This window comes from Streptomyces sp. 7R007, assembly GCF_054850255.1.
This window is the reverse complement of record NZ_JBTWMV010000076.1, coordinates 1-24,544: the sequence shown is the minus strand read 5'-3', so window position 1 is coordinate 24,544 and position 24,544 is coordinate 1. Positions and strand designations below refer to the sequence as shown.

Annotated in this window: 15 protein-coding genes and 5 pseudogenes; 13 read left to right on the top strand and 7 right to left on the bottom strand. The window is 69.3% G+C overall.

Features of this window, described 5'->3' with window-relative positions; all coding sequences use genetic code 11:
- Positions 1-30: 30 nt before the first annotated feature.
- A pseudogene (locus ACYF6T_RS41860) lies at positions 31-1,475 on the bottom strand (NF041680 family putative transposase).
- 349 nt (positions 1,476-1,824) lie between these two features.
- On the opposite strand from ACYF6T_RS41860, the pseudogene ACYF6T_RS41855 reads away from it, so the two are divergent.
- Together ACYF6T_RS41855 and ACYF6T_RS41850 are read left to right on the top strand one after the other, a co-directional pair.
- A pseudogene (locus tag ACYF6T_RS41855) lies at positions 1,825-3,111 on the top strand (IS630 family transposase); the annotation flags it as partial.
- Between the two features lie 1,310 nt (positions 3,112-4,421).
- A complete protein-coding gene (locus ACYF6T_RS41850) occupies positions 4,422-5,252 on the top strand; it encodes a helix-turn-helix domain-containing protein (protein WP_461703216.1) in 831 nt (276 codons plus the stop codon).
- On the opposite strand, the gene ACYF6T_RS41845 is transcribed toward ACYF6T_RS41850, so the two are convergent.
- Genes ACYF6T_RS41845 through ACYF6T_RS41835 form a run of 3 tightly spaced genes read right to left on the bottom strand, consistent with a single transcriptional unit; the run spans position 5,185 to position 6,615 of the window.
- Positions 5,185-5,478, bottom strand: a complete 294-nt coding sequence (locus ACYF6T_RS41845; protein ID WP_461703215.1) for a DUF6087 family protein — start codon at positions 5,476-5,478, stop codon at positions 5,185-5,187. The two genes, ACYF6T_RS41850 and ACYF6T_RS41845, sit on opposite strands and share 68 nt — an antisense overlap.
- 13 nt (positions 5,479-5,491) lie before the next feature.
- The gene (locus ACYF6T_RS41840) at positions 5,492-5,875 is read right to left on the bottom strand and encodes a hypothetical protein (RefSeq protein WP_461703214.1); all 384 of its coding nucleotides are present in this window, start codon (positions 5,873-5,875) and stop codon (positions 5,492-5,494) included.
- A complete protein-coding gene (locus ACYF6T_RS41835) occupies positions 5,872-6,615 on the bottom strand; it encodes a TetR/AcrR family transcriptional regulator (protein ID WP_461703213.1) in 744 nt (247 codons plus the stop codon). The genes ACYF6T_RS41840 and ACYF6T_RS41835 overlap by 4 nt, the downstream gene beginning before the upstream one ends.
- Between ACYF6T_RS41835 and ACYF6T_RS41830 the strand changes: the two genes are divergently transcribed.
- From ACYF6T_RS41830 to ACYF6T_RS41815, 4 genes and pseudogenes are all read left to right on the top strand, one after another.
- Positions 6,606-7,580, top strand: coding sequence for a zinc-binding dehydrogenase (locus ACYF6T_RS41830; protein ID WP_461703212.1), 975 nt, complete (start codon positions 6,606-6,608; stop codon positions 7,578-7,580). The two genes, ACYF6T_RS41835 and ACYF6T_RS41830, sit on opposite strands and share 10 nt — an antisense overlap.
- A 104-nt stretch (positions 7,581-7,684) precedes the next feature.
- Positions 7,685-7,904, top strand: a pseudogene (locus ACYF6T_RS41825) (ISL3 family transposase); the annotation flags it as partial.
- A 237-nt stretch (positions 7,905-8,141) separates the two neighbouring features.
- On the top strand, positions 8,142-9,191 hold the full coding sequence (locus tag ACYF6T_RS41820) for a tyrosine-type recombinase/integrase (protein WP_461703211.1): 1,050 nt from the start codon (positions 8,142-8,144) through the stop codon (positions 9,189-9,191).
- Positions 9,192-9,704: 513 nt separating this feature from the next.
- Positions 9,705-11,516, top strand: coding sequence for a tyrosine-type recombinase/integrase (locus tag ACYF6T_RS41815; protein WP_461703210.1), 1,812 nt, complete (start codon positions 9,705-9,707; stop codon positions 11,514-11,516).
- 60 nt (positions 11,517-11,576) lie between these two features.
- Here ACYF6T_RS41815 and ACYF6T_RS41810 read toward each other — a convergent pair whose 3' ends face one another.
- Together ACYF6T_RS41810 and ACYF6T_RS41805 are read right to left on the bottom strand one after the other, a co-directional pair.
- Positions 11,577-12,173 (bottom strand): hypothetical protein, encoded by a 597-nt coding sequence (locus ACYF6T_RS41810; protein WP_461703209.1) that lies wholly within the window; start codon positions 12,171-12,173, stop codon positions 11,577-11,579.
- Between the two features lie 19 nt (positions 12,174-12,192).
- Positions 12,193-13,308 (bottom strand): NucA/NucB deoxyribonuclease domain-containing protein, encoded by a 1,116-nt coding sequence (locus ACYF6T_RS41805; protein ID WP_461703208.1) that lies wholly within the window; start codon positions 13,306-13,308, stop codon positions 12,193-12,195.
- A 684-nt stretch (positions 13,309-13,992) separates the two neighbouring features.
- Between ACYF6T_RS41805 and ACYF6T_RS41800 the strand changes: the two genes are divergently transcribed.
- Positions 13,993-14,475 carry a hypothetical protein gene (locus ACYF6T_RS41800; RefSeq protein WP_461703207.1) on the top strand — a complete coding sequence of 161 codons (483 nt, stop codon included), beginning with the start codon at positions 13,993-13,995 and terminating at the stop codon, positions 14,473-14,475.
- Positions 14,476-14,571: 96 nt separating this feature from the next.
- Here the strand turns inward: ACYF6T_RS41800 and ACYF6T_RS41795 are convergent, their stop codons facing one another.
- A complete protein-coding gene (locus tag ACYF6T_RS41795; RefSeq protein ID WP_461703206.1) occupies positions 14,572-17,265 on the bottom strand; it encodes an AAA family ATPase in 2,694 nt (897 codons plus the stop codon).
- A 167-nt stretch (positions 17,266-17,432) separates the two neighbouring features.
- Here ACYF6T_RS41795 and ACYF6T_RS41790 point away from each other — a divergent pair, with 167 nt between their 5' ends.
- The 6 genes and pseudogenes from ACYF6T_RS41790 to ACYF6T_RS41765 all read left to right on the top strand — a co-directional run bounded on the left by ACYF6T_RS41790 (position 17,433) and on the right by ACYF6T_RS41765 (position 24,378).
- The gene (locus ACYF6T_RS41790) at positions 17,433-19,628 is read left to right on the top strand and encodes an MMPL family transporter (RefSeq protein ID WP_461703205.1); all 2,196 of its coding nucleotides are present in this window, start codon (positions 17,433-17,435) and stop codon (positions 19,626-19,628) included.
- Between the two features lie 260 nt (positions 19,629-19,888).
- Positions 19,889-20,302 (top strand): annotated as a pseudogene (locus ACYF6T_RS41785) (NAD-dependent epimerase/dehydratase family protein); the annotation flags it as partial.
- Positions 20,303-20,555: 253 nt separating this feature from the next.
- A complete protein-coding gene (locus ACYF6T_RS41780; protein ID WP_461703204.1) occupies positions 20,556-20,786 on the top strand; it encodes a hypothetical protein in 231 nt (76 codons plus the stop codon).
- A gap of 217 nt (positions 20,787-21,003) precedes the next feature.
- A pseudogene (locus ACYF6T_RS41775) lies at positions 21,004-21,273 on the top strand (transposase); the annotation flags it as partial.
- Between the two features lie 397 nt (positions 21,274-21,670).
- Complete coding sequence (locus ACYF6T_RS41770; protein ID WP_461703203.1) at positions 21,671-22,450, top strand: polysaccharide lyase family 7 protein; 780 nt, start codon at positions 21,671-21,673, stop codon at positions 22,448-22,450.
- 560 nt (positions 22,451-23,010) lie between these two features.
- Entirely contained in the window at positions 23,011-24,378 is a 1,368-nt protein-coding gene (locus ACYF6T_RS41765) for a ricin-type beta-trefoil lectin domain protein (RefSeq protein WP_461703202.1), read from the top strand.
- Positions 24,379-24,544 lie beyond the last annotated feature (166 nt).

The window sequence follows — 24,544 nt, the reverse complement described above, 5'->3', positions numbered from 1 at the left end:
GTATTGCTGGACTTCGTCCCAGCTTGGCGTTTATGGTCGTCGGGCTTGATGTTCCTTGATTGATTCGGCGCGTCTGGCCGTCTTGCCGACGTCGTGACGTGTGGCCCGCTGCTTGTTCTTCGAGCCGGGAGGTCGTCCAGGGCCCGGTCGTGTGGGTTTGGCGCGGCTGCCGGTCTCGCGGTCGCGGCGCGGAGGTTGCGAAGCCCGCGCCGGACGCGGGCGGGGGTCAGGCGGCGGGGTTCGGTGCGGCGTTCCCAGGGCCGGCGGAGGTCCTCGGCGAGCGGCCGGGCGAGGCGGAGCTGGGTGTGAGCGGCGATGATGAGCCAGGTCCACAGGTCGGCGGTGTCCGCGTGGCGGATCTTCGGGGTGGTCCAGCCGAGGGTCTGTTTCATGAGCCGGAAGGTGTGTTCCAGGTCGAATCTGCGGAGGAACGACTGCCACCAGCGGTCGATGTCCGCGGGTGTGGCGCCGGTGGCTGAGCACCACAGCCAGAGGGGTTTCGGGTCGCGGTCGCCCGGCAGGTGCTCGACCTTCAGCCGGATCAACGTGCCGTGGAGGAGGGGAAGTTCCTCGTGGGCATGGTCGAGCCAGGGGCCGCGATGGGTGAGTCTGGGGTGCATCCGGTCCCAGGTCGTCGCCTCGGCGGTGCCGTATCGGGTGGTGTGGGTGGAGGTGGTGACATCGGGGGTGTGCCAGGTGTCGGGCTTGGCGAGGGTGAGGACGCCGCCGTGCCGACGGGGGCGCCCGCCACGCGGTCCGGAGCGGGCGGGTCCGGCGTCGCGGAGCATGACGCGGTCCGAGCGCAGACGTCCGACCAGCACCACCGGGAGGTCCGCCAGGGCGTGGGTGAGGTAGGCGGTGTCGTAGCCGGAGTCCATGACGATCAGGATCTCGGCATCGCCCGGCCGCCAGTGCCCGGCCGCGATCAACCGGACGACTGTGTCACGGAGTTGGCGGGCGGTGACCTGAGTGGCGTCGTCCGCCGGACCCAGACGGACCGCGTCCAGGAGCGCGACCCAGGAAGTGCGGCCCGTTTCCAGAGCGGCGACGAAGGAGTACGGCCAGCCCGGCACGAACTGGTCCGTCGTGCGGTCGCCGCGTCCGTAGACGTGACAGAACAGCCGCTCGTCGCTGGTCGGCGCATCGGGCCGCAGCCAGTGCGACACATCCACAGCGAGCACGACCCGTCCGTCGGCCGCCCTCGGCAGCGGCAGGCCGGCCAGAGCGCGGCGCAGCCGCACCGGCTCCAGCCAGCCCCGGTCCAGCGCGGCGTACAGGGCACCATGCCCACGCCGGTGCTCGACTGCCAGGGACAGCTCGACCAGCGTCTTCACCGGCCCGTCCGCGCACAGCACCGCGTCGGCGAGCTCGAAGAGCGCATCCGCCCGCTGGTAGAGACACTCGTAGAACTCGACCCGAAAGCGGGACAACAGACCCAACGCCTCACTTCCGGGCACATCGACGGGCAGACTCATGGGCAGCGGCCGTTCTCTCGACTTCGTTACTCGACATCTCGAAGCGTGGAGAACGGCCGCCTCCGCTGTCCCGTGAAGAACCGCAGGTCAGCAGGACGAGTGACCCGCGATGTTAAACGCCAAGCTCAGGGCCGACTGCACTCCGACTGCACTTGTGTAGTCGGAGTGCAGACCGCTGTTCAGTACCGGCGCCCATTTGAGTGACAGCGGCCGATAGTCGATCGCTTCTTCGGCTTCTTTTCTCCGGACGCTTGTACTGGCCGGCCAGGGCGTCCGCTAGTGTGATGCGCCAGAAATCCTGAGGGTTAGTTACTACCCTGTCGGCATGTCACATTCGGGCCCGTCTGCTGTGGCGATCACCTTGTCCGAGGCTGAGCGTGCCGAGTTGGTGCGCCGGACGAACACGCCGCATCGGCGCTCGGCTGAGAAGGCCCGCATCATCCTCGCGTGTGCTGACGGCATGTCGAACGCGGGTGTCGCGCGGCTCGTCGGTGTCCAGGCCAAGACGGTCGACAAGTGGCGTCGGGCGTTCGCCGCAGAGCGGATGGCCGGGCTTGAGGACGCCGGCTGGATCGGCCGGCCGAAGGCCGAACTGGTCCTGGACGATGCTGAGCGCGGGCAGCTGCAGCAGTGGGCGCGGCAGGCCAAGACCGCCCAGTCTCTCGCGTTACGGGCCAAGATCGTGCTGCGTTGCGCGGAGGGCGGGACGAACCAGCAGGCCGCGGCCGACCTCGGCATCGACCGGTCGACCGTGGACCGCTGGCGGGCCCGGTTCATCGCCAAGCGCCTCGATGGTCTGCACGACGAGCCACGCTCGGGCCGGCCGCCTTCGATCCTCCTCGACCAGGTCGAGGAGGTCGTCGTGGCCACCCTGGAGTCGCTCCCGGGCCAGGACACGCACTGGTCACGGGCCTCGATGGCCCAGCGCACCGGCCTGTCGAAGTCGACGATCGGGCGGATCTGGAAGCGGTTCGACCTCAAACCCCACCTGCAGGACGCCTTCAAGCTGTCCACCGATCCGCAGTTCGTCGCCAAAGTCGTCGACGTGGTCGGCCTGTACCACCACCCGCCGGAGAAGGCGGTGGTGCTCTGCGTGGACGAGAAGAGCCAGATCCAGGCACTGGACCGGTCCCAGCCGGTGCTGCCGATGATGCCGGGCATGCCCGAACGCCGCACCCACGACTATCTGCGGCACGGCATCACCAGTCTGTTCGCCGCCTTCAACATCGCCGACGGCACCGTCATATCGGCACTGCACCGCCGCCACCGGGCGATCGAGTTCAAAAAGTTCCTGACCCGGATCGACAAGGCGGTGCCCACCGGACTCGACGTGCACCTCGTCTGCGACAACTGCGCCACCCACAACACCGCCGAGATCAGAACGTGGCTCGGCAAACACCCTCGCTTCCACGTCCATTTCACCCCAACCGGCTCCTCCTGGAAGAACCAAGTCGAGCGGTGGTTCGGCCTGCTCACCGACAAACTCATCCGCCGCGGCGTCCACACCTCCGTGAAGGCCCTCGAAGACGACATCACCGCATGGATCAACACCTGGAACGAGAACCCGCGGCCCTTCACCTGGACCAAGACAGCCGACGAGATCCTCAACTCCCTCGCCGACTACCTCACCAGGCTTCTTGTGCCAGTCGCGCAGCTCCTGGAAGACCGCCCACTCCGGCATGGGCCGCTTCGGGAACCACTTCCTGCGGTACCAGCGCACCGTGCTGCGGTGCGGGATGCGGCAGGCTTCGGTCAGCGCGACGAGGAAGCCGGCGAAACACCCCAGCCGGGTGGTCATGTACTCGTGGTGGGCCAGGGCCGCCGCCCGCTGCTTCATCTCCCGCAGAGAGTGACGGTGTTCCTCGGCGATCGTCTGCTTGACCATGTGCGCGATCGCGGAGATCTGGTGGGCCGGCAGCTGCGCGTCGTCCGGTTGCCATACGTACAAGGCCGCGTACGCCGCCGCGAACCGGGGAAAGCTGATGGGCAGCCGGTAGGCCGGGCGGCCGTCGTGCCCACAGCCCTGGGCGATGGCCAGCAGTTCGGTGGCGACCTGCTGCTCCTCGGACACCTCGCGCGGCACCTCGTCCGGCCGGTTGACCGGCAGCACACCATAGTGCCGCTTGTGGAAGGCGTGCGGCCATCCCCGTACCGCGTTCTCCTCCCCCTCCAGCTGAAGGATCAACGCCCCGTTCGGACGCCCGAACCGTAACCCGCGTACACGGAGCCGATCCCTGATCGTCAGCTGCGCCAGCACCTCGTCCAACGCACGTTCCATGCGCTTTTCCCTGCCTCCGCGTGCCCCATCGCACGCTGTGACGTCGCCCGGTGGAGCACTATAGGGACTTAATTGCCCCTGATAGCGGTGAACTTGACATCACCGAAGCAGACGACGAATATGCGCCCACATCCAACACGTCTCTGCATGCCCGCCCAGGACGTCCTATCGCCGTCGCGCGCTGCCACAGACGGACCGATGGGGCCCAGAGCACCGAGACCTGCAGGGAAGAACACCGGCCGTAACCGACGTGTCAACGGGCAGATCGCTCTCCGTGGCCCCGGAACCTGGTCAAAGCCAAACGCGTACGCTATCTCGCCCTCGGAAAGCCCGCGAAGCGAAAGGACCCCGTCAACAGCACCGATCACGCGATCGCTGCCACGTTCGGAGCCAATTACCGGGGCATCGTCCAGTATGCACCATCTACGCTGGGGCATGGAGACGTCCAGGCTCAAGGCCTGTGCAGCAAGAGCGCCCTTCGACCGTGCCGAAGATGGCCGCACACACAAGACCAGAATCGACACGGACCACGGTCTCCGACTTACTTTCGAGGCCCCAATCGAGCGGGAGCATAGAAAGCCGCAACAGCGGTACCGCGCGGTTCTTGAGGTACTCGACGGCTCGCCAGTCAGTGCGGTGGCCGTTCGGTACGGCGTGTCGCGCAGACGATCTACACCTGGAAGTCGAAGTACGACGCTGGCGGGTTCGAAGGGTTGCGGGAGAAGCCCCGACGCCCGCGGACCAGTCCGACGCGGCTTCCGGCTGAAGTCGAGGCCCTGGCCTGCCAGATGCGCCGGGCGAACCCCCCGCTGGGGCGCCCGGCGGATCGCCTAGAACTCGCCGAGACCAGCCCTGCCACAGCGCCGTCGTGCGCAACGGTCCACCGCGTTATTGAACGTAACGGGCCCATCCGGCACCAGAAGCAGCAGCATCGCCGCAAGTGCAAGCGGTGGCAGCGCGAGACACCGATGCACCTGTGGCAACTCGACCTGGTCGGCGGGATCTTCCTGGCCGATGGACGCGAGTGCAAGATGCTCACTGGGATCGACGACCACTCCAGGTTCGTCGTCACCGCCACCGTCCTGGCGGTGCCCTCCGGCCGGGCCGTGGCCGACGGGTTCGTGCGTGCGATGCGCACCTACGGGGTGCCTACCACGCACGATCCGACCGAGACCGAGCCCACACCGCTGCAGATGGCCCCCTTCGGGACGCCGAGGCTGCGGCGCTCATTACCAACGCTCAGAGGCAGGCGCTTCACCTCGACCCTATGGACGAGGGAGCACCTTCCTTGCGTCCTGACGAAAAGCTTCGCCCGCCGCTGCAAGAGATCAAGGAAGCGCTTGAGGCGTTCGCTGAAGCTGCCAGCGCCTGCCTCGAACACCAGCCCTGCCGGGCACGTGACCGTACCGCCGGGGCGCCTCTGCCAAGGCCCTATTCCTGATCGGTCGATTCGTGGGAGTCGAGCCCGTGAGCCCAGGCTGTGGATGCTGCGAGGTTGAGGGCAGTGCCGACAGGGACGTAGGCGAAACCGTCCCACTCCTCCAAGGCCCTGGGCTCCTCGGGTCGACAGTGGCCGGCACCGCCGTGCAGCGGCCGGTGACGCCGGTACTGGTCCATCGGGGGACGGCGCCGCTTGGTATACGCGGCGAGCGGGTCGTCGGCATCGACGCGCGGGAGAGCGCGCGACGGCTGGTTCGGCGGTCCGGGACGGCTGTGCTTGCCCATACGCTCGATGGTCTCAGGCCGCGATGGTGCTCGGCCGGGCGGCGGCGAGATCCTTCACCCTCGTACGCACCTCGTCGACGGCGGCTGTCTCGTACGAGCGGGCCGCGTCGAGCAGGGTGGTGAGCCGGGAGGCCACCAGTGTGGAGTCAACCCGAGCAGCGTCGTCGAGCGCCTGCTGGGCCGCCGCGGCGCCCCGCTCGGCCTCACCCTCGTCGAACAGCGCGGCGGTGAGCCCGACGCGGTCCATGACGCGGACGCGGTCGAACCCCGGCTTCCTGAGTTTCAGCGCGTCCTCGAAGTGGGTGCTCGCTCGTTTGCGGGGACGGCCAAGCCAGGCGAGGTCCCGGGCGGAGACCGCGCGGGCACCGGTGTGCTCGGCAGCATCGAGGCTCGTCACGATCGAGGGTGTGGTCGCGGTCTGGAGCTTCCCTCTCCCGCGGCGCTACTGGCCCGGGTGCCTGGCTCGGTGTCGGCGACGCGGAGGCCGTCGATCATGAAAGCCGCGAAACGGCGTACGGCCGCGTCGCGCGTGGAGGCGGGTGCGGCGGTGAGTCCGCGGCCGGCGAGGAGGATGACGACGAAGTCATCGAACACGAAGTCCGGACGCAGCCGGCCTGCAGCCTGCGCGCGGCGGATGATGGTCGAGACGACACGGCCCAGTTCCTCGCGGTGTGCCGCGAAGTCAATGACGTCGGGATGCGCCGACATGAACGCGTCGGTGAAGCCCTGGTTGCGCGCGTTGAGGAGCAGGGTGCGCTCGACGACGTCGCAGAACCCGCGCCACGGGTCCGGGTCGGCGCTGCCGTCGTAGACGATTGAGCTGCACTCGGCGAGCTCTTCCTCGAACGCCTTGAGCACCAGGTCCTGCTTCGTCGGGAACCGGCGGTACAGGGTCGCGGGCCCGACGGCCGCACGCCGGGCGATTTGTCGCATCGTCACCTCCAGCCCGGACTCCGCGAAGAGCTCCCGGGCCGCGGCGAGGACACGGTCGCGGTTCTCCCTCGCGTCGACACGCAGCAGGTGAGTCATCTGGCAGGCGATCTCTCTCACAACAGCAAGTGGACGCACGCGTCCGTCACGTTCGATCGTACGGGAGCCAACCGGCTCGAACCAGCCAGGAGCGATGCATGCGAGCAATCTCGATCCGTACCTTCGGCAGCCCGGACGGCATGGAGGTCGTCGATGTCCCGGTCCCCAGCCCAAGCTCAGGCGAGGTCGTCATCCGGACCGCGGCGATCGGGGTCGGCGGAGTCGACGCGGTGATCCGGCGCGGCACGCTTGGCGCACTCGGCCCGGTCATGGCTCGCGACGGTCTGGTGCTGGGAAGCGAGGTGGCTGGGACGATTACGGCGGTGGGAGCGGGCGTCGAGGCGTCGTGGCTCAACCGACGTGTGTGGGCGTTCACCGGCGTCTTCGGCGGCTACGCCGAGCACGCGGTCGCGAGGATTGAGACTGTCACGCCACTTCCCGCCGACCTGACGCCCGTCGCCGCGGTGACACTCGGCAGCGCGGCCCCGGTGGCGCACTTTGCCCTGCAGCAGGCGCACTTCGCCAAGGACGAGACCGTGCTGGTACGTGGCGCGGCCGGCAGCATCGGCATCGCAGCCGTCGAGATCGCAGCCCGAGCTGGCGCACGGGCAGTTGCGGTGACTACATCGTCAGCCGAGCGGGGCGAGCGGCTGATGGAGTACGGCGCGACACACGTGCTCGACCGTGACGGGAACAGTACGCGCGGTCCCGAGCCAGCCGGCTTCGATGTGATCGTCGACGTCGTCGCCGGGCCAGCGCTGCCCTCGTTCCTCGCGCGGCTCGCACCCAATGGTCGACTGATGCTGGTCGGCCTCGTCGCCGGGCCTCCTCCGGCGGACTTTGGGTCGGCGCTGCTGAGCCGGTTCCGGCAGTCGGTGTCGGTCGCGACCTTCAGTCTGGACACGGTGCCGCGAGCTGACCTGGCCCGGGTACGCGCCGACCAGTTCGAGACCGCGGCGCGGGGCGACCTCAGCGCCGTCGTCCACGCCGTCCTCCCGCTCGAAGCCGCAGCAGACGCCCACCGGCGGATGGATGCTGGCGAGGTCTTCGGGCGTATCGTCCTGACACCGTGACCTACTGCCGCCCGGTCTCGCGCGCGAGCTCCGGGTGTGTCAATTGAACGGCCCTGTCGCACATTCGGTGGTGACGGAGAGTCGTGAGGGTCGTCGACGTTCCCGTGAAGGATGTCAACGAGCTGGTGCAGACGGTGTTTTCGGGCCTGTCCCCGCTGGTCATCGAGAACGTCACCGATGAGGGCGAGCGGATTGTGGTGCGAGCCCGGACGCCGACGCAGGCCGTGGTCTGCCCGGTGTGCGGGGCGCCGTCCGGCCGGGTGCACGGATATCACTGGCGGACGGTGGCCGACGTGCATCTTCCGCCGGATCATCTCCGCCGAGACAGGCGGCGAATACGCGCGTCTCAAGCAGGGCCGCCTCACCGCGCACGAGCAGAAAGTCGCCCACCAGCTCGTCCGGGCGGCGACCTCCTGATGATCGACGACGGCAGCAACCTGACGGCCGAGGACATCAGGAAGACAGCCCCGCACATGGAGGGCCTAGAAGTTACGTGGAATCAGTTGCGAAGCTGGCGGTCTCGTACGGGGGCCCACAGACTGAAGGGATCAGCGGTACCAGATGGTTGGGCTGAGGGAGAAATGGCCGATATTGGGTCGGCACGAGCAGGCAGTGGCCTGGTTGCACGTGTGGCAGGACTTGGGGCGGGCGCCGAGGACGATTGATGCCTACGCCCGGGGGCTGGCGGAGTACCTGGAGCTGTGCGAGCGGGAGAGCGTGGACCCGGCGCGAGCCACACGTGCCCATGTTGCTCTGTATGCAAGGGAGTTGGGGTCGCGGCCGAGCTGTCGGGGCGCCAACCTTGTGGCTTTGGACTCGGGTGCCGGATTGTCGAACGCGACGCTTCAGCAGCGTCTGGTGTCGGTGCGGTTGTTCTACGACTTCCTGGTCGAGGAGGGGTTGCGCCAGGACAATCCCGTCGGACGGGGCCGCTACGCCCCTGGGGCGCGTGGCGGCGGGCGGCAGCGTGGGCTGGTGCACAGGCTGGTGAAACTTCCCTGGATCCCCAGCGACGAGCAGTGGCGGGCCGTCCTGACAGTAGCGGCCGTCGAGCCGGTGCGTACCCGGCTGATGCTGGCCCTGGCCTACGACGCGGCGTTGCGCCGGGAGGAGTTGTGCTCGCTGCGCACCGGCGACCTGGACCCGGGGCGGCGGCTGGTGCGGGTGCGGGCGGAGACCACCAAGAGCCGACGGGAACGGGTCGTGCCCTACTCGGCGGCGACCGGGGTCCTGCTGTCGCAGTACCTGGTGCATCGGGCTACGCTCAGCCGGGCGCGCGGTGGGCTGTTCCTGTCCGAGTCGCGGCGTAACTTCGCTCAGCCGTTGAGCCTGTGGACGTGGTCGAAGGTGGTGCGCCGGATCGCTGTGCAGGCCGGGGTGGAGCGTTTCTCCACCCACACCACGCGACACCTGTGCCTGACCGACCTGGCCAGGATGGGCTGGGAGGTGCACGCGATCGCCACCTTCGCCGGACACCAGCACACCGACTCCACCATGCGTTACATCCATCTCTCGGGCCGGGACCTGGCCGAGAGGTTCGCGCGCGGGATGGAGCACATCCATGCCCAGCGGGTCGCGTTGCTGAGTGCCGGCGCCGGAGGGCCGCGGTGACCGCGCCTGCCCTGCCCGCCGGAAACACGGGACCCGGCTGGGTCTGGCCGCTGGACGGCGCATCCTGGGACCGGGAGCCGCAACTGGGCGCTGACGAGCGTGCGGTACTCGTACAGGCTGGTCCGCGGCTGTTGCATTCCTCCCGGCTGGCCCGGACGGAACGCAGTGCGTTGGCGCGGTTGCTCGGGCCGCTGGAGCAGGTGCGGTCCTGCCTGTGGATCCCGGACAAGGCCGGACACCACCGGTGGGTCGACTACCAGGTGGTCGGGATCCTGCTGGCCCGCACCGCCGAGGCCGAGTCGACGTGGTGGAGCTGGGATACGACCGTGTGGACGCGTCTGATCGGGCCCAATGCGCAGGAATGGAGCCGCCAGTGGCCGGCGCAGACATCGCCAGCATGTCGCCCCCGCCTGCTGGCCTACGCCTACCTCCTGGGCGCGCCGGTGGAGGAGACCCTGTTCCTCCGCTTCGAACGACTGCGCCTGGGCCCGCACGGTCTTCGGCCCCGAGATCGTGGACCGAGAGGTCGACACCGTCTACGGCCTGCTGCGCGGCTGGGGATACCGCCTCGAAACGGCCGGAAACCACGCCGTACGCACATTGATCGCGCACGCGATGCTCCTCAACCGCAGCCCCCTGCTGGCAGATATGGATGCGGCATTGCTGGAACGCCTGCGCCAAGCAGTGCGTTCCACCGGGAGGGCTTCCGGTGACCTGCACTCTCTCCAACGGGCGCTGGCGGCGCTGGGACGGTGCGAGCCGCCCGTCGCCCGCAACGAGACCTTGTTGAGTGAGCTGCGGGCCCAGCGATGGACAGATGTTGCCGCGCCCTGGGCCGAGATCGTCTCCCGGTGGTTCGACACCTCCACGCTCAGCCGTAACGTCCGCCTGGCCTACCGTCAGGATCTCGCCCGTATGGGCAGGTGGCTGACTGCCGAGCAGCCGCAGATCACCGAGCCCGCGCAGTGGACGAGGGCGACCTGCGCGGCCTGGGTGGCCACGGTGGACCGGATGCGGATAGGCGACTACGTCGAACGCACCGCTACCCGCGGTGTGTTCGGAGACCCGATGTCCGCCTCCACCAAGAACAGTGCGCTCACCGCCAGCCGCGCGTTCTTCCGCGACCTTCAGGAATGGGAGTGGATCCCGCGGCGGTTCGATCCCGGGCGGGCTCTGGAGACGCCCCGCAGCGTCCGCGCACTGCTGGGTCCCAACCCCCGCGTCATCGCCGACGGGGTATGGGCCAAGCTATTGTGGGCCGGCATCAACCTCACCGCCGAGGACCTGCCCACGACCAGCAGCGGCCCGCGCTACCCTTTCGAGCTCTCCCGCGCCGTGGCGCTGACCTGGTTGTTCAGCGGCCAACGCAGCGACGAGATCCGCCGCCTGCGCACCGGGTGCATCCGCTGGCAGCACGACGGCACGGCCGTCAGTCCGGACGCCGCAGACGTCCTCGCCCGTGACACCGTCTGCTTGCTGGACGTCCCGGCCCATAAGACCGGCACGAGTTTCACCAAGCCGGTCGACCCGCTGCTCGGACAGGCCATAGAGGTCTGGCAGTCCCTCCGCCCCGAGCAGCCGCTGATGCTGGACGCCAAGACCGGCGAGCGCGTGGCGTTCCTGTTCGCGCACCGCGCTAAACGTGTCTCCAAGGACTACATCAACCGCACGATCATCCCGGCGCTGTGCACGAAGGCCGGAGTTCCCGCCCGCGATGTTCGCGGCAAGATCACCAGCCACCGGGCCCGCAGTACCATCGCCAGCCAGCTCTACAACGCCAAGGAGCCGATGACCCTGTTCGAGCTGCAGGCATGGCTCGGGCACCGGTCGCCCAGCTCCACCCAGTTCTACGCGAAGATCTCCCCCAAGACGCTGGCCAAGGCATACAGCGAAGCCGGCTACTTCGCCCGCAACGTGCGGACCATCGAGGTCCTCGTCGACCGCGACGCCGTTGCCTCTGGCGCGGCGGCCACCGGCGATCCCTGGCAGTACTACGACCTGGGCCACGGCTGGTGCACCTACTCCTTCTTCGAACAGTGCCAGCATCGGATGGCCTGCGCCCGCTGCGACTTCTACACTCCAAAGGACTCCAGCAAGGCCCAACTCCTGGAGGCCAAAGAGAACTTGCAGCGCATGCTCGCGTCCATCCCGCTGACCGAGGATGAACGTGCCGCGGTCGACGACGGCCAGACTGCCCTCGACGCGCTCCTCGCCCGGCTCACCGACATCCCCACCCCTGCCGGTCCCACGCCGCGGGAGCTCGGCCTTCCTGCCGCCGTCACCATGCTGCCCCTCGTGGAAGTCCGCCAGGGCAAACACACGTGAGCCTTGGCCGAGCCGATCCCATCACCCGCAACGAGTACGGCTCCGTTGAAGGAAAAGGGCCTACGGTGTGCGACGGCGGTGGAGCCGTTCGCGTGTGCGCCGCCGCAGGTCGTCTTCGTCATCGCCCGGGGGCGGCGGGGGGGCCGGCCTGCTTGGCTGGGCTCGTAGTTCGGCGCCGTAGCGGTCTGTCTGCTTGTGGATCTCGTCCGGCTGAGACTCGGCAGGCCAGACGATGAGCAGATAGTCCTCTACGGGGTCACCGGCAACGCCGTCAGGGGTGCTGTCGCGGCCCCGCGCGTGGACCCGGACCCGGTACGTACCCGGTCCCTGCGGTGTGAGGAGGGGAAGATCCGGGGCGTCGGTCATCACACTCGTGACGCGCAGGGCGCCGGTCGCTGTTTCGACGCTGTGGTCGATGATCTCGTCCCACGCGTCGGCATCCACCTGTGTGGGGGGATGCCGACGCACCTGGACGCTGACGTTCACCGGGCCCGTGCTGATGCCGGTGCAGATGACGGCCTGCCCGGGCCGGGAGAAGACCAACCCGTTCGACGTGTCGAACCCCAGGGGGGCGCGTTTGTCAGAGTCGGTCAGCTCGAACGTGTGGTAATCCACGTGGACCGGGCTGGAGGCCGTGGTGAGTGCTGGCTCCGTCATGCGGCCATGTTAGGGGCCGTTACTGGACGATCCACACGTAGAACGCGTCGTTCTCCAGGACACGGTTCTCGTTGTAGAAGATGCGCAGGTCGTCGCGTCCGGCGGCGGTGTTCTCGGTGGCGGGGATCATGCAGGCGCTCCAGCCGGGGCCGGTGCGGCTGGTGAGGGTGCTGATCTGGCACCAGTCGAAGGTGCGGCCGAGCAGCCGGTTGCTGGCGGCGCCTTGATGAGTGGAAGCGAAGGGGTATTCGTCGCAGCTGTACCCGGTAGGCCGCGGGTAGCCACCGCTGGATGCCTGGGGGCAGGCCGTGTTGCGGTTGCTGGTGATCGTGGTGTCGTCGGTCTGCCGGGTCAGCGGCTGACCGTCCGGATAGGCGCCTGGCAGCCCGGACGCCTGCGCGTCCTGGATGTGCCGGGCGTAGTTGGGGTAGAGGCCACTGAGGCTGACGACGTTGACCGGGGCGTAGTCCTTGAACACGCATCCGGGTGTGGAGACGCCCTTGGTGTCGTTGTCGCAGCGGATGGGCACGGCCACCTGGGAGCCGATGAGCTCGGTCCCTTGGGTCCACGACGGGTTGTTGAACACCCAGTACATGGTGGACTTCGCTTCCCCTATCGCGCCGGGTGCGGTGGCCGTGCTCGTGGGCAGTGCTTCACCCCAGGGCGCGCTGCCCACAGAAACGGACTGCGCCGGGAAGTCGACATCGGCTTCCGACAGGGTGCACGGCCCGGGGCACGTGGCGGCACCCTCCACGGTGGTGCCGCTGATCAGTCCCCAACCGCCGTACATGCGGATGGTCACCTGGTGTCCCCAGGTGGGCAAATCGTCGGCGGTGTAGACGAGCTCATTTGTCTGGTAGTAGATCTGCCCGACGAGTTCGCCGGTCCGAGTGTCGATGACGTCGACGGACAGCGTGTCGATCGAACAGGCGTGGGAGCGGGTGTAGTACCAGGTGCCGTCACCGTTGGAACTGTCGTAGCACCAGTCGGGCAGGGGCACCGGTGTGCGGTCGGCAAGCGCGGTGACCTCGGAGTCAGGGGTCTTCGGGACGGAGGGCTTGCGCGCCGGCGCGGGAGCGGTGCAGGCGACGGCGCGCTGCCCCTGGGCCGCAAGCGTGTCGAGCTTGGACCGCACTTTTTCGCACGAGCTGGCAGAACTAGCCAGCCCTGCATTCGCGTTGGGCCGCTCCGCCTTCTGCGGCGCCGGCTGCGGCAGTTCGGCTGCAGCGGAAATGGTCTCGGATGGAGTGGGGGTATGACTCTGCGGTGTTGCAGCGATCGCTTGGGCAGGCAGTAGAGCGAGCGTCAGGGCTATCAGGGTCGTTCTGAGAACAGATCTCACGATTTTCCCTTCGCGAATGGGCAACGCGGCACCGGCGATCAGCAGATGCCACGGACGCTCGACACGCTAGGGGGGCAAGATCCGGCAAGTAGATGGCATGCTCACGCTTTGACTGAAAGCGATTGCTAGTTCGGCTGAACGTTTCCTCTCGGCCGTAGGGGGCACTTAACTCCTCCGAAGGCCCATCTGCCGCAACTGACGGTGCGTCGATTCTGAGACGCTGTCGGCTTACAGCGGATCGTCGTGCGGTGTGATTGATAGAGCTTGCCGTGGTGCCCAGCAAGAGTGCGACATGGCCAAAGGCAGCTGACCCGGATCGATCGCTTTGCCCCTGCACGTGCGACGCAGAGAGCCGTGTGATCTTCGCCGTGGGCCTGGCGAAGCGAAGACCGGGAGCCCTTCGTCCCCTCCTCGCCACTCTCAGCCAGAAGGAGGGAGCCTTGACAGACCTGATTCCACATAATGGCCCTCCTCGTCGTGGACCGCCTGCAGGCCGCCCTCAGCGCCCGCCTGCCGCTGTCCGGGGACCGTCTCCCGGCTGCCTCCCAGGTCCTGGCCACTTGCGCGCGCACGCTGCACGGACTGGTGCTCGCCATCGTGGACAGTGACGATCCCCCGCTCCTGGGGCTCCTGGACGCCGACATCACGTTGACGCTCTCGCCGACCGAGGACCCGGCCGCGGTCCAGGTGACGGTCGCCGAGCGCGACTTCGGCACGATCGGCTCGGCGTACCCGAAGCCCGGTCTGATCCACGCCCGCTTCCTCGACGCAGGAGCCGCCCGAGTCACCGCGTGGCAGAACTGTGATGAGTCACGTCGAGATGGCGGACAAGCTGCTGATCAAGCCAACGAGGTGGGCCAGGCCGGCGCCGACGTCCGGCAGACAACTCGGGCGAACGGCAGGCTGCACGAGCCGCCAATTACCTTGTGGGTCATGCCGGAACGTCGACGCCGAGCCTGACAGCAGCCCAACCGGGCCGCAGCTCGACCATCACAATGACCTTCCTCGTAGAGCCCGCTGCGCAGCGGACGTGTGAGCGGGAGTTCAACGCGCCCGTCAGGCGGTCAGCTCGGGCTGGTTCCTCAGCTGCCTGCGGGAGTTGATGCCGAGCTTGCGGAAGATGTTGCGCAGGTGGGCGTCAACCGTGCGGGGGCTGAGGAACAGCTGGGCGGCGACCTCGGCCGACGTCGCCCCGGTGGCCACCAGCCGGGCGATGTGGGTCTCCTGCAGGGTGAGCTGGTCGTAGGTGTGCTTCGAACGGGGGCGGGCGGACTCCCCGGTGGCGCGCAGTTCGTCCGCCGCACGCCGGGCGAACGCCTCAAGCCCCGCCTCCGACAGCAACCCGTGGGCGGTGCGCAGGTGCTCGCGGCAGTCGCGCCTGCGGCCCTCGCGGCGCAGCCATTCCCCGTACAGGAGATGGGCCCTGGCCCGGTAGGGGAGCAGCGGGCTGTCCCGGAGGTGCTCGATCGCCTCGCGGTAGTGGTCCTCGGCCCTGGTCACCAGGGCCCGTGCGTACGCCGCGATGCCCAGGCCGGTGGAGGTGCCGCTGGCTTCGGTGCGCTCGGTCAGCGATTCCAGCGCCTCGGCGGCGTCGTCGGGCCGGCCGGAGCGGACGGCCGCCTCGACGAGTTCGGGTAGGGAGACGCCCGCGAGGAAGAGGTCGCCGTGCGCGGCGGCCTGCCGGGCGGCGGCGAGCGCGGCCGGGTAGTCGGCCAGTCCGTTGTGCACTACGGCTGACGCCCAGTGGATGTTGGCGATCAGCTGCCCCGCGCCGCGGGCCGTCGCCGTCGCCGTGGCGGTCTCGAACAGCTCCAGCGCCTCCTTGCGGCGCCCGCGCATCGCCGCCAGTTGCAGCCGGGGGTACAGCAACGGCGGCCCGCCGACCGCGTCGGCGATCGCCTCCTCCTCGGCGATGGCCGCCATCGCCTGCCCGAGGTCACCGGTGAACGCCCCGTACGCGGCCAGCTGGGCGAGGCCGAGCCGCAGGACGAGCGGCGAGCCCGACTCCCGGCCGGTCCGCACCAGCCAGTCGGTGATCGTGAGGTGCAGGTGGGGGTCCCAGGTCTCGGTCGCGAGCATGCTCGCGAGGGCGGGCCGCCGCGTCCACACCGGCTCGCCGTCACCGTCGAGAATCTCGCGGAACAGGGGAATCGCGGCCCGGTGCCCCTCCTTGGCCAGCACCATGAGAACGTCCAGGAGGTCCGGCGAACGCGGCGCCGGCGCGACGGACTGCGCCGCGGCCAGCACCGTGTCCATCACGCCGCTCGCCCGGCCGACGACGAGGCCCATCTCCAGCGCGTCCAGGCAGTACGCGCGCGCCCGGTCCGGCTCCGGGCCCGCGAGACGCTGCGCGGCACGCAGCATGAACTTGGGCCCGTTGCCGTCGTTGTGCCGCTGGAAGGCGATCTGGCCGCGCAGCAGGTCGAGCCCGGCGCGCTGGAACTCGTCCAGCGACGCGGACTCGATGGTCGTGAGCAGCTCCGCCGCCGCGTCGGGGGCGCCCGCCTCGAGCTTGGCCTGCGCCGCGGCGAGCGTCCGCCTGACGCGCTCGGCGGGGTCGAGCGACAGCGCGGCGGCCCGTTCGATGAAGGCCGCGGCGGCCACCACGCCGCCGCGCGCCCGGGCCCGGGACGCGGAACGTTCCAGCTCGGCGGCGACGTCGTCGTCGGGTCCCGGGCAGGCCTGCGCGCGGTGCCAGGCCCGCCGGTCCGGGTCCCCGGCCGGGTCGGTGACCTCGGCCAGCACCCGGTGCGCCGCGCGGCGCTGGTCGGCTTCGGCGGCCCGGTAGACCGCCGACCGGGCCAGCGGATGACAAAAGCGCACGCGAGTGGAGAACTCGACGAGCCCCGTGGCGGTCGCCTGGGCGCTGGCCCCCGACACGTCGATGTCCAGCAGCAGCGCGGCGGGCCACAGCAGGCCCGGGTCGCCGGTGGGATCGGCGCTCGCGACGGTGAGCAGCAGCCGCGCCTCGGCGGGCAGGCCCGCCAGCCTGTCCGCGAAGCCCCGTTCCACCCGGGACGGCACCGAGGCAGCCTCCGGCGGGGCGAAACCACCGGCCCTGGGCAGCTCCAGCAGCGCCAGCGGGTTCCCGCGTGCTTCCGCCAGAAGCCGGTCGCGCACCCGCTCGTCCAGCGGCACATGGCTCGCCGCGGTCAGCAGTGCCAGCGCGTCCGCGTCGCTCAGCCGGCCCACGACCACGCCCGGCAGCCCGTCCAGCTCCTCCACCGCGCAGGGTGTCCTGGCCGCGAGCACCATCGCGATCCGCTCCGCGCCGACCCGCCGGGCGAGGAAGGCCAGCGCCTTGGACGACTCAGCGTCCAGCCACTGCGCGTCGTCGACCAGGCAGAGCAGCGGACGCTCGCCTGCCGCCGACGCCAGCAGTTCCAACGTAGCCAGCCCCACGCGCAACAACTCAGGGGCGCCCGTGGCCAGCCCGAACGCGACGGACAGGGCCTCGCGGTGCCGGACGGGCAAGGCATCCAGCCGCCTCAGCATCGGCACGCACAGCTGGTGCAGCGCGGCAAACGGCAGCTCCGACTCGAACTCCGCCCCGGAGGCCTCCACGACCCGGAACCCGTCGGCCGCCCGCCGGGCGTGCCCCAGCAGCGCACTCTTGCCGATCCCCGCCTCACCACGCAGGACGAGCACCCCGCCCCGCCCCTCCCGCGCGCCCTCGACCAACTCCTCGATCCGCCGCATCTCGTCCCGCCTGCCGAGAAGCGGTCCACGGGAGCAATCCGCCGTCCGCATGCCCAGATGCTATCCGCGCCCCTGGGGTGCCCCCAGGGGCGCCGGGTGGGAGGAACTGCGCGACATGCCACGAACGACCCGCGGCTTACGTACTTCCCACCGACGCGAAGCCCCCGCGCACCACGGCAGGGTCGGACCGACATCCGCCCCCACCGAAAGGCACGGACTTGCTCTCCCGTATCGCCGTTCTGACCGTACGCCGCGCCCGCCCCCTCCTCGCGCTGGCCACCGTTGCCCTGGTCGCCATGGCCGTCTTAGGCATAGGTGCCTTCGGCAAGCTCACCGCGGGCGGCTACAACGACCCGGACGCGCCGTCCAGCCGCGCCGAGGAAGTGATAGACGACAAATTCGGCGGCGACACGAATCTGGTCCTCCTGCTACAGGCGGAGCAAGGCGGCCCCGACGGGCCGGCCGCCACGCAGCGCGGCCAGCAGATCACCGACGGCCTGAGAAACGAGAAAACGGTTGCCAACGTCGTCTCGTACTGGGACCGCGGCGCCGCAGGCCTCAAATCCCGCGACGGCCGGCAGGCGCTGATACTGGCCCACGTCAAGGGCGGCGACCGCCACGAGGGCAAGAACGCCGAGGCGCTGCTGGACAAGTACACCGGCGAGCACAACGGCGTCTCGGTCCGCGCCGGCGGCGGAGCGGCCGTCAACAGCGACCTGACCGACCAGGTCGCCGAGGACCTGGCGCTGGCCGAGTCCATCGCTGTGCCGGTCACCCTCATCCTCCTGGTGATCGCCTTCGGCAGCCTGGTCGCGGCCCTGCTGCCGCTGGTCATCGGCCTGATCGCCATCGTCGGCACCCTGGCCGAGCTGTACGTCCTGGGCAGCATCACCGACGTCTCCGTCAACGCGGTCAACCTCACCACCGCGCTCGGCCTCGGCCTGGGCATCGACTACGGCCTGCTCCTCGTCTCCCGCTTCCGCGAGCAACTGGCGCTGGGCGACGCCGTCCCCGACGCCGTCCGCCGCACCGTGACCACGGCCGGGCGCACCATCGTCTTCTCCTCCGCGGCCGTCGTCGGCGCGCTCGCCGCGATGCTGGCGTTCCCGATGTTCTCCCTGCGCTCCTTCGCCTACGCCGGGATCGGCGTGGTGGTCATCGCCGCGACCAGCTCGCTGATCGTGATTCCCGCGCTGCTCGCCACGCTCGGCCACCGCGTCAACAAGGGCCGCCTGCCCGGCATGCGGACGGCCCGCCGCACGGACGCCCCGCTGTGGGGGCGGATCGCGGGCACCGTGATGCGCAGGCCGGGACTGACCGCGCTGCCCGCACTCGCCGTGCTGCTGCTCGCCGCCGGCCCGCTGCTCGGCGTCACCTTCGGCTCACCGGACGAGCGCGTGCTGCCGCAGGACGCGGAGAGCCGGCAGGTCTCGTCCGCCCTGCGGACTGGTTTCGCCGGCAACGACGAGGCCGCCGTGCAGATCGTCACCACCGGGCCGGTGGCACCGGACGCGCTCGACGCGTACGCGACCCACCTGTCCCGCCTGAAGGGCGTGCTGCGCGTCGACGCCAGCTCCGGCAGCTACGCCGGCGGACAGCGCTCCGCGCCGGGACCGGCCGCCGCGGCGCTCGGCAACCCGGACGCGCAGCGCCTCACCCTGGTCCACGCCCTGACCCCGGCGTCGGACGCGGCGCAGGACCTCGTACGCAAGGTGAGGTCCGTGGACCCGCCCGTCGGCACCGAGGCCCTGGTCGGTGGCAATGACGCGCGCCTGGTGGACTCCCGCAAGGCCGTCGGCGACAGGCTCCCGCTCGCCGCCGCCTGGATCGTGGTCACCACCTTCGTGCTCCTGTTCCTCTTCACCGGCAGCGTCGTGCAGCCCCTGCGCGCCCTGGTCCTCAACGCGGTCAGCCTGACGGCCACCATGGGTGCCATGGTGTGGGTCTTCCAGGACGGGCACCTCAGCGGGCTGCTGGACTTCACTCCACAGCCCATGGACACCGGCACGGTGGTGCTGATGTTCTGCATCACGTTCGGCCTGTCCATGGACTACGAGGTGTTCCTGACCAGCCGGATCAAGGAGCTGCACGACGCGGGAGCGGACCCCGCCGAGGCCGTGACCAGGGGGCTCGCCGGCACCGGGCGGATCGTCACGATGGCCGCGGGACTGCTGGCCGTGAGCTTCTTCGCCTTCGTCACCAGTGGCGTCAGCTTCATCCAGATGCTCGGCCTGGGCAGCGGCCTGGCCATCCTGATCGACGCCGTCGTCGTCCGCGGCGTCCTGCTGCCCGCAGCGATGCGCCTGCTGGGCCGCACCGCCTGGTACGCACCGCCCCCGCTGCGCCGCCTGCACGCCAAAGTGGGCCTGAGCGACGCCCCGTCGGAACCGGAGAGCCAGGTGGCGCGCGTGTGACGGGACTTCGGTCTTGCGGGGCGGTCTCATGGGGACCGCCCCCTCGATCGTGCGACACCGCCGCAGGTAGTGACAGTGGCGGGGGTGCTTCTCTCTGTTCGGTCAAGGTCTGCGGGCTTGGTCAGGCGGTTTGTTCGTGCCGGGACGGTGTCTCGCTGTGCAGCGCCCACCATGGGCCCGGCCCGCCCGTTGCCGGGTGTTCCGGTGCGGTCGGTGGGGTGGATGGCGCTCCCTGATTTCCCTCGCCCCGCGCCCGGGAAATGGGCAGACCTGCGCTCCCTCGCGTTCCCCACCGTGGCCACGGTCGGAGGCTTGCGGGACCATCACGCGCAAGACATCCGACCTCAGCCGCCCGGCTTGGTTCTCGACGGATGGTCAGGACGGTCGGCGCAGTCCGGCGACCAGGAGTGCGACGAGTGCACGGGCGCCGTAGCGGGGGTCGGTGTCGGCGCCTCCGCAGAGGAGTGGCGGTGGAGCAGGCGGACATCGGCGACCGGGACGCCCTGCTCGCGATCGGCCGCCGCCACCACATCACCGGCATCGTGCACCTGGCCGGGTCCTACCCCTGGCCGCCCGTCCTCGCCGCGCCCGTCGAGGCGACCCGGCGGGCCCTCGACAGGCTGCTGAACATCGTGGAGGCAGCCCAGGAGTGGGGCGTCCGGCGCCTCGGCGTCGCCAGCACGATCGGGGTCTACTTCGGTTCCGGCCAGGACTGGCCGCTGCGCGAGGACGCCCGCTGTCCATCACCGCAGCCCTCTCGATCCCCACCTTCTCAGCGAGCTGCTGGGCGGCTTCCTCTCCGACACCACCGACCTGGACATCGTCCACTACCGCATCTCCGGCACCTGGGGCCCGCTCGGCCACCTCGATCCGTTCTTCGCCGCGCCCGCCCTCGTCCACGCCGCCGCCCACGGCACCGCCCCCGACTTGTCCCACCTGCTCGGGCCGGCCCACGCCGAAGACGGACTCGACCTCAACTACGTCAAGGACACCGGCCGGGCGATCGCCCTCCTCCAGCTCGCGCAGACACTCAACCACCGTACGTACAACGTCGGTTCGGGGCGGGCGACGACCAACGCCGATATCGCCGATGCGATCAGGAAGACGGCCCCCGACGCCCAGGTCGAACTGCCCACCGGCGAACAGCCCCGCACCTGATCCTCGACATCAGCCGTCTGCAGCAGGACACCGGCTACCAGCCCGGCCTCTCGTGGACAACGGGATCAAGTGGCGGGGTGCGACACGAGGTCGCACTGATCAAGTGGCAGGACGATAGGAGGGAGTTGAAAAGCCCAGGCCAGTGTCCCTGGCCTGTCCCCTGCGTCCACATGCGTCGCCGGTAACGACGGGGTGTGAAGCTTGGACGATCACGTTCAAGAGCGTCCTGACCGATGTCGGACCGGTGGAGATGGCCGTGCCCCGTGACCGGGACAGCTCATGCGAGCCGAAGATCGTCAAGAAGCGGCAGAAGCGCCTGACCGGCGTCGACGAGATTGTCATCTCGCTGGCCGCCAAGGGCTCGACCACCGGTGAGGTCCAAGCCCACCTCGCGGAGGTCTACGGTGTCGAGGTCTCCCGGCAGACCATCTCCACCATCACGGACAAAGTCCTGGAGGGCATGGCTGAGTGGCAGAACCGGCCTCTCGGCCTTGCCAGGTCAGCGAGTGTGAGTCGACTTGAATGGCAGCGCGCAGACGCCGGTAGTCCGGAACGCTGGTGACGGGTTTGCCTGCGCAACCCTCGAGTTCGTTGAGGGCCCATTGCTTCAAGGCTGGGAGGCGGCGTGGCCGCCGAGGACGAGCGCGAGGCGCAGCAGTCCAGCCGGCAGAACGGTGTCAATCGCATGCCGATGCGCCGCATCCCAGAGTCAACTTCTGTCTTCACCTCTTGACGGCACTGGTGCAGACCTTTAGGTTCTGCCACACCTTCCAGTTCATGGACAAGCAACTCATTCACCCACATGAACGCGATGGATTTCGGACTCCGAGCTCCGGAACGCGCTGGGGCCTGCTCACCCCCCACTCCAGAAAGCAGGGCACGCCATGATCCGTTCGAAAGTCCTGTCCGGCGCCAGCGTCACGGCCGTCGTGGGCGTCCTCGCGGCGATGAGCACCGGCGACGCCACCGCCGCGGACCCGGGCAAGGCGCCCGGCGGCAACTTCGACCTGTCCGTGTGGCAGCTCCAGGAGCCCGTCGGCTCACCCGGCTCACCGACCACCATTGCGTCCTCCCGCCTTCAGGGCGCGAACGGTTACCAGGACTCGTACTTCTACACGGACCAGCGCGACGGGGCCATGACCTTCTGGGCGCCGGAGAAGGGCGTCACGACCCCCAACTCCAACTACGCCCGCTCCGAGCTGCGGGAGATGAACCGCAGCGGCAGCGCCGCCGACTGGTCGCTGGCCGGAAGCCACAAGCTGAACGCCACGCTGCGGGTCGTGTCGGTGACGAAGAACGTGTGCGTCGGGCAGATCCACCTGGGCAGCGGCGGGCCCTCCACCAAGCCCCTGCTGGAGCTCTACTACCACTCGAACGGCGACATCGTCCTCGGCACCGAGAACTCCCCCTCCGGCGGCCAGACCTTGCACACCATCGGGCATGTCTCGATCGGCAAGACTTGGACATACACGATCGCCGTCTCCGGCGGAAACACCATCGACCTGACGGTCAACGGCAGCACCACCCACTACCCCATCCCGTCGTCCTTCTTCTCCTACAAGCAGTACTTCAAGGCCGGTTCGTACAACCAGTCATCTTCGGACAGCACCACCAACGGCGCGCGGGTCGCGTTCTACGGGCTCACCGTCTCCCACAGCGGCTGACACGCGCGACGGCGGCCGGGACCGGCGTTCTGCTGCCGGCCGAGAAGGTCGCGGCATCGCCGCCGCGGACGGCAGGATCGTCGCATGCGGCCGATCTTCGTTCTCGTGCAAGCTCGTCCGTGGGCCCCTCGACCTGGGCTCCGGTGGCCGAACAACTGACGGCCATGGAAATCGGGTCCGGGTGCCGCACCTGGCCATCTTCCTGGCGCAGTCGAACTGGTCGGACAGAAGGCCGAATCGGTCCGTTCCAACGCCCGCTGTCTCCCTGCCCGCTCCCCCGCCGTCATGTCCGCCGTCCGCCGCGCTCCGCTTCCGCGGAGCCAAGCGCTCACCTCCGCCGGGCGCAACGGGTTTGCCCGTCCATGGTCCGTTCAGGGCCCCTGCTGGGACCGCCCGGCGGGGCCCGCCCAACTCCCTTCCCTCAACTCTTACTTCACACCTTGACGAAAGTGGTCCATACCTTTAGTTTCACCGGGCGACACCACCCCCGTGCGTGCACTCGTCCGTTCACAGGATGGACTCGGCCCCGAGCACTCCGCCCCCACGAAAGGCCGTTCGCCATGGCCAGACCGAAATCTCTCCCCGCATCCGCCGCGCTGGCGGTCACCGCTCTCACCCTCTCCACCGGCCTGCTCTCCGCCTTCCCCGCGCAGGCCGCCACCGGCACGATCACCGGCCTGGCCGGCAAGTGCCTCGACGTCGCGGGCGCCAACTCCGCGGACGGCACCGCCGTCCAGCTCTACGACTGCAACGGCACCGCCGCCCAGCAGTGGACCGTCGGCAGCGACGGCACCATCAGGGCCCTCGGCAAGTGCCTTGACGTGACCGGCAGTTCGACCGCCGACGGCGCTCAGCTCCAGCTGTGGAGCTGCTCGGGCGGAGCGAACCAGAAGTGGACGGTCACCGCCGCGCACGACATCGTCAACCCGCAGGCCAACAAGTGCATGGACGCCACCGGCAACTCCTCGGCCAACGGCACCCGGGCCCAGATCTGGACCTGCACCGGCGCGGCCAACCAGAAGTGGACCGCGCCCTCCTCCGGCGGCTCCACCCCGTCCGCCCCGATGGCCGTGGCGCCGTACCTCTACAACGGCTGGGGCGACCCGCCGAGCCCCACCACGATCACCAACGCCACGGGCGTGAAGTGGTTCACCCTGGCGTTCGTCCTCAGCAACGGCTACTGCAACCCGCAGTGGGACGGCAGCCGTCCCCTGACCGGCGGCGTCGACCAGCAGACCGTCAACACCGTGCGCGGCAACGGCGGCGACATCATCCCCTCCTTCGGCGGCTACAGCGGCAACAAGCTGGAGAGCTCCTGCTCCAGCGCCGGCGAACTCGCCGCCGCCTACCAGAAGGTCATCAACGCCTACGGCCTCAAGGCCATCGACATCGACATCGAGGCCGACGCCTACAGCAACCCCACCGTCCAGCAGCGCACCGTCGACGCGCTCAAAACCGTGAAGGCCAACAACGCCGGTCTGAAGGTATACATCACCATCGGCACCGGCCAGAGCGGACCCGACACCAGCCTCATCAACCGGGCCGCCTCGTCCGGCCTTTCGGTCGACGCCTGGGCCATCATGCCGTTCGACTTCGGCGGCACCGGCCAGAACATGGGCAACCTCACCAAGCAGGCCGCCGAAGGCCTCAAAAACGCCCTCAAGAGCGCCTACGGCTACAGCGACGACCAGGCCTACCGCGACATGGGCATCTCGTCGATGAACGGCATCACCGACAACAACGAGACGGTGACAGTCAACGACTTCCAGACCATCCTGGCCTACGCCCAGCAGCACCACCTGGCCCGCCTGACATTCTGGTCCGCCAACCGCGACCGCCCGTGCACCGGTGGAAGTGCCGACAGCTGCTCCGGGGTCGGCCAGTCCAACTGGGACTACACGCGCGTCTTCTCGCAGTACACCGGCTGAACTCCTGCTGACCTCAACCCAGTTGACACCCCCCCCCGCCTTCGGCAAGGAGAAACCCGTGTCTTCTCTTCCACGCCGCGGCAGATCCGTCGCGACCGCCGTGGTGGCGATGACCGCCGCGTCACTGCTCGGCAGCAGCCCGGCGCAGGCCGCGGCCACCGCCCTG

Excerpts from the sequence above, each read along its gene's own strand:
- ACYF6T_RS41845 (WP_461703215.1), bottom strand. The coding sequence starts at position 5,478 with ATGGGCAAGCACAGCCGTCCCGGACCGCCGAACCAGCCGTCGCGCGCT.
- ACYF6T_RS41830 (WP_461703212.1), top strand. The coding sequence starts at position 6,606 with ATGCGAGCAATCTCGATCCGTACCTTCGGCAGCCCGGACGGCATGGAG.
- ACYF6T_RS41820 (WP_461703211.1), top strand. The coding sequence starts at position 8,142 with ATGGTTGGGCTGAGGGAGAAATGGCCGATATTGGGTCGGCACGAGCAG.
- ACYF6T_RS41810 (WP_461703209.1), bottom strand. The coding sequence starts at position 12,173 with ATGACGGAGCCAGCACTCACCACGGCCTCCAGCCCGGTCCACGTGGAT.
- ACYF6T_RS41795 (WP_461703206.1), bottom strand. The coding sequence starts at position 17,265 with ATGCGGACGGCGGATTGCTCCCGTGGACCGCTTCTCGGCAGGCGGGAC.
- ACYF6T_RS41770 (WP_461703203.1), top strand. The coding sequence starts at position 21,671 with ATGATCCGTTCGAAAGTCCTGTCCGGCGCCAGCGTCACGGCCGTCGTG.
- ACYF6T_RS41765 (WP_461703202.1), top strand. The coding sequence starts at position 23,011 with ATGGCCAGACCGAAATCTCTCCCCGCATCCGCCGCGCTGGCGGTCACC.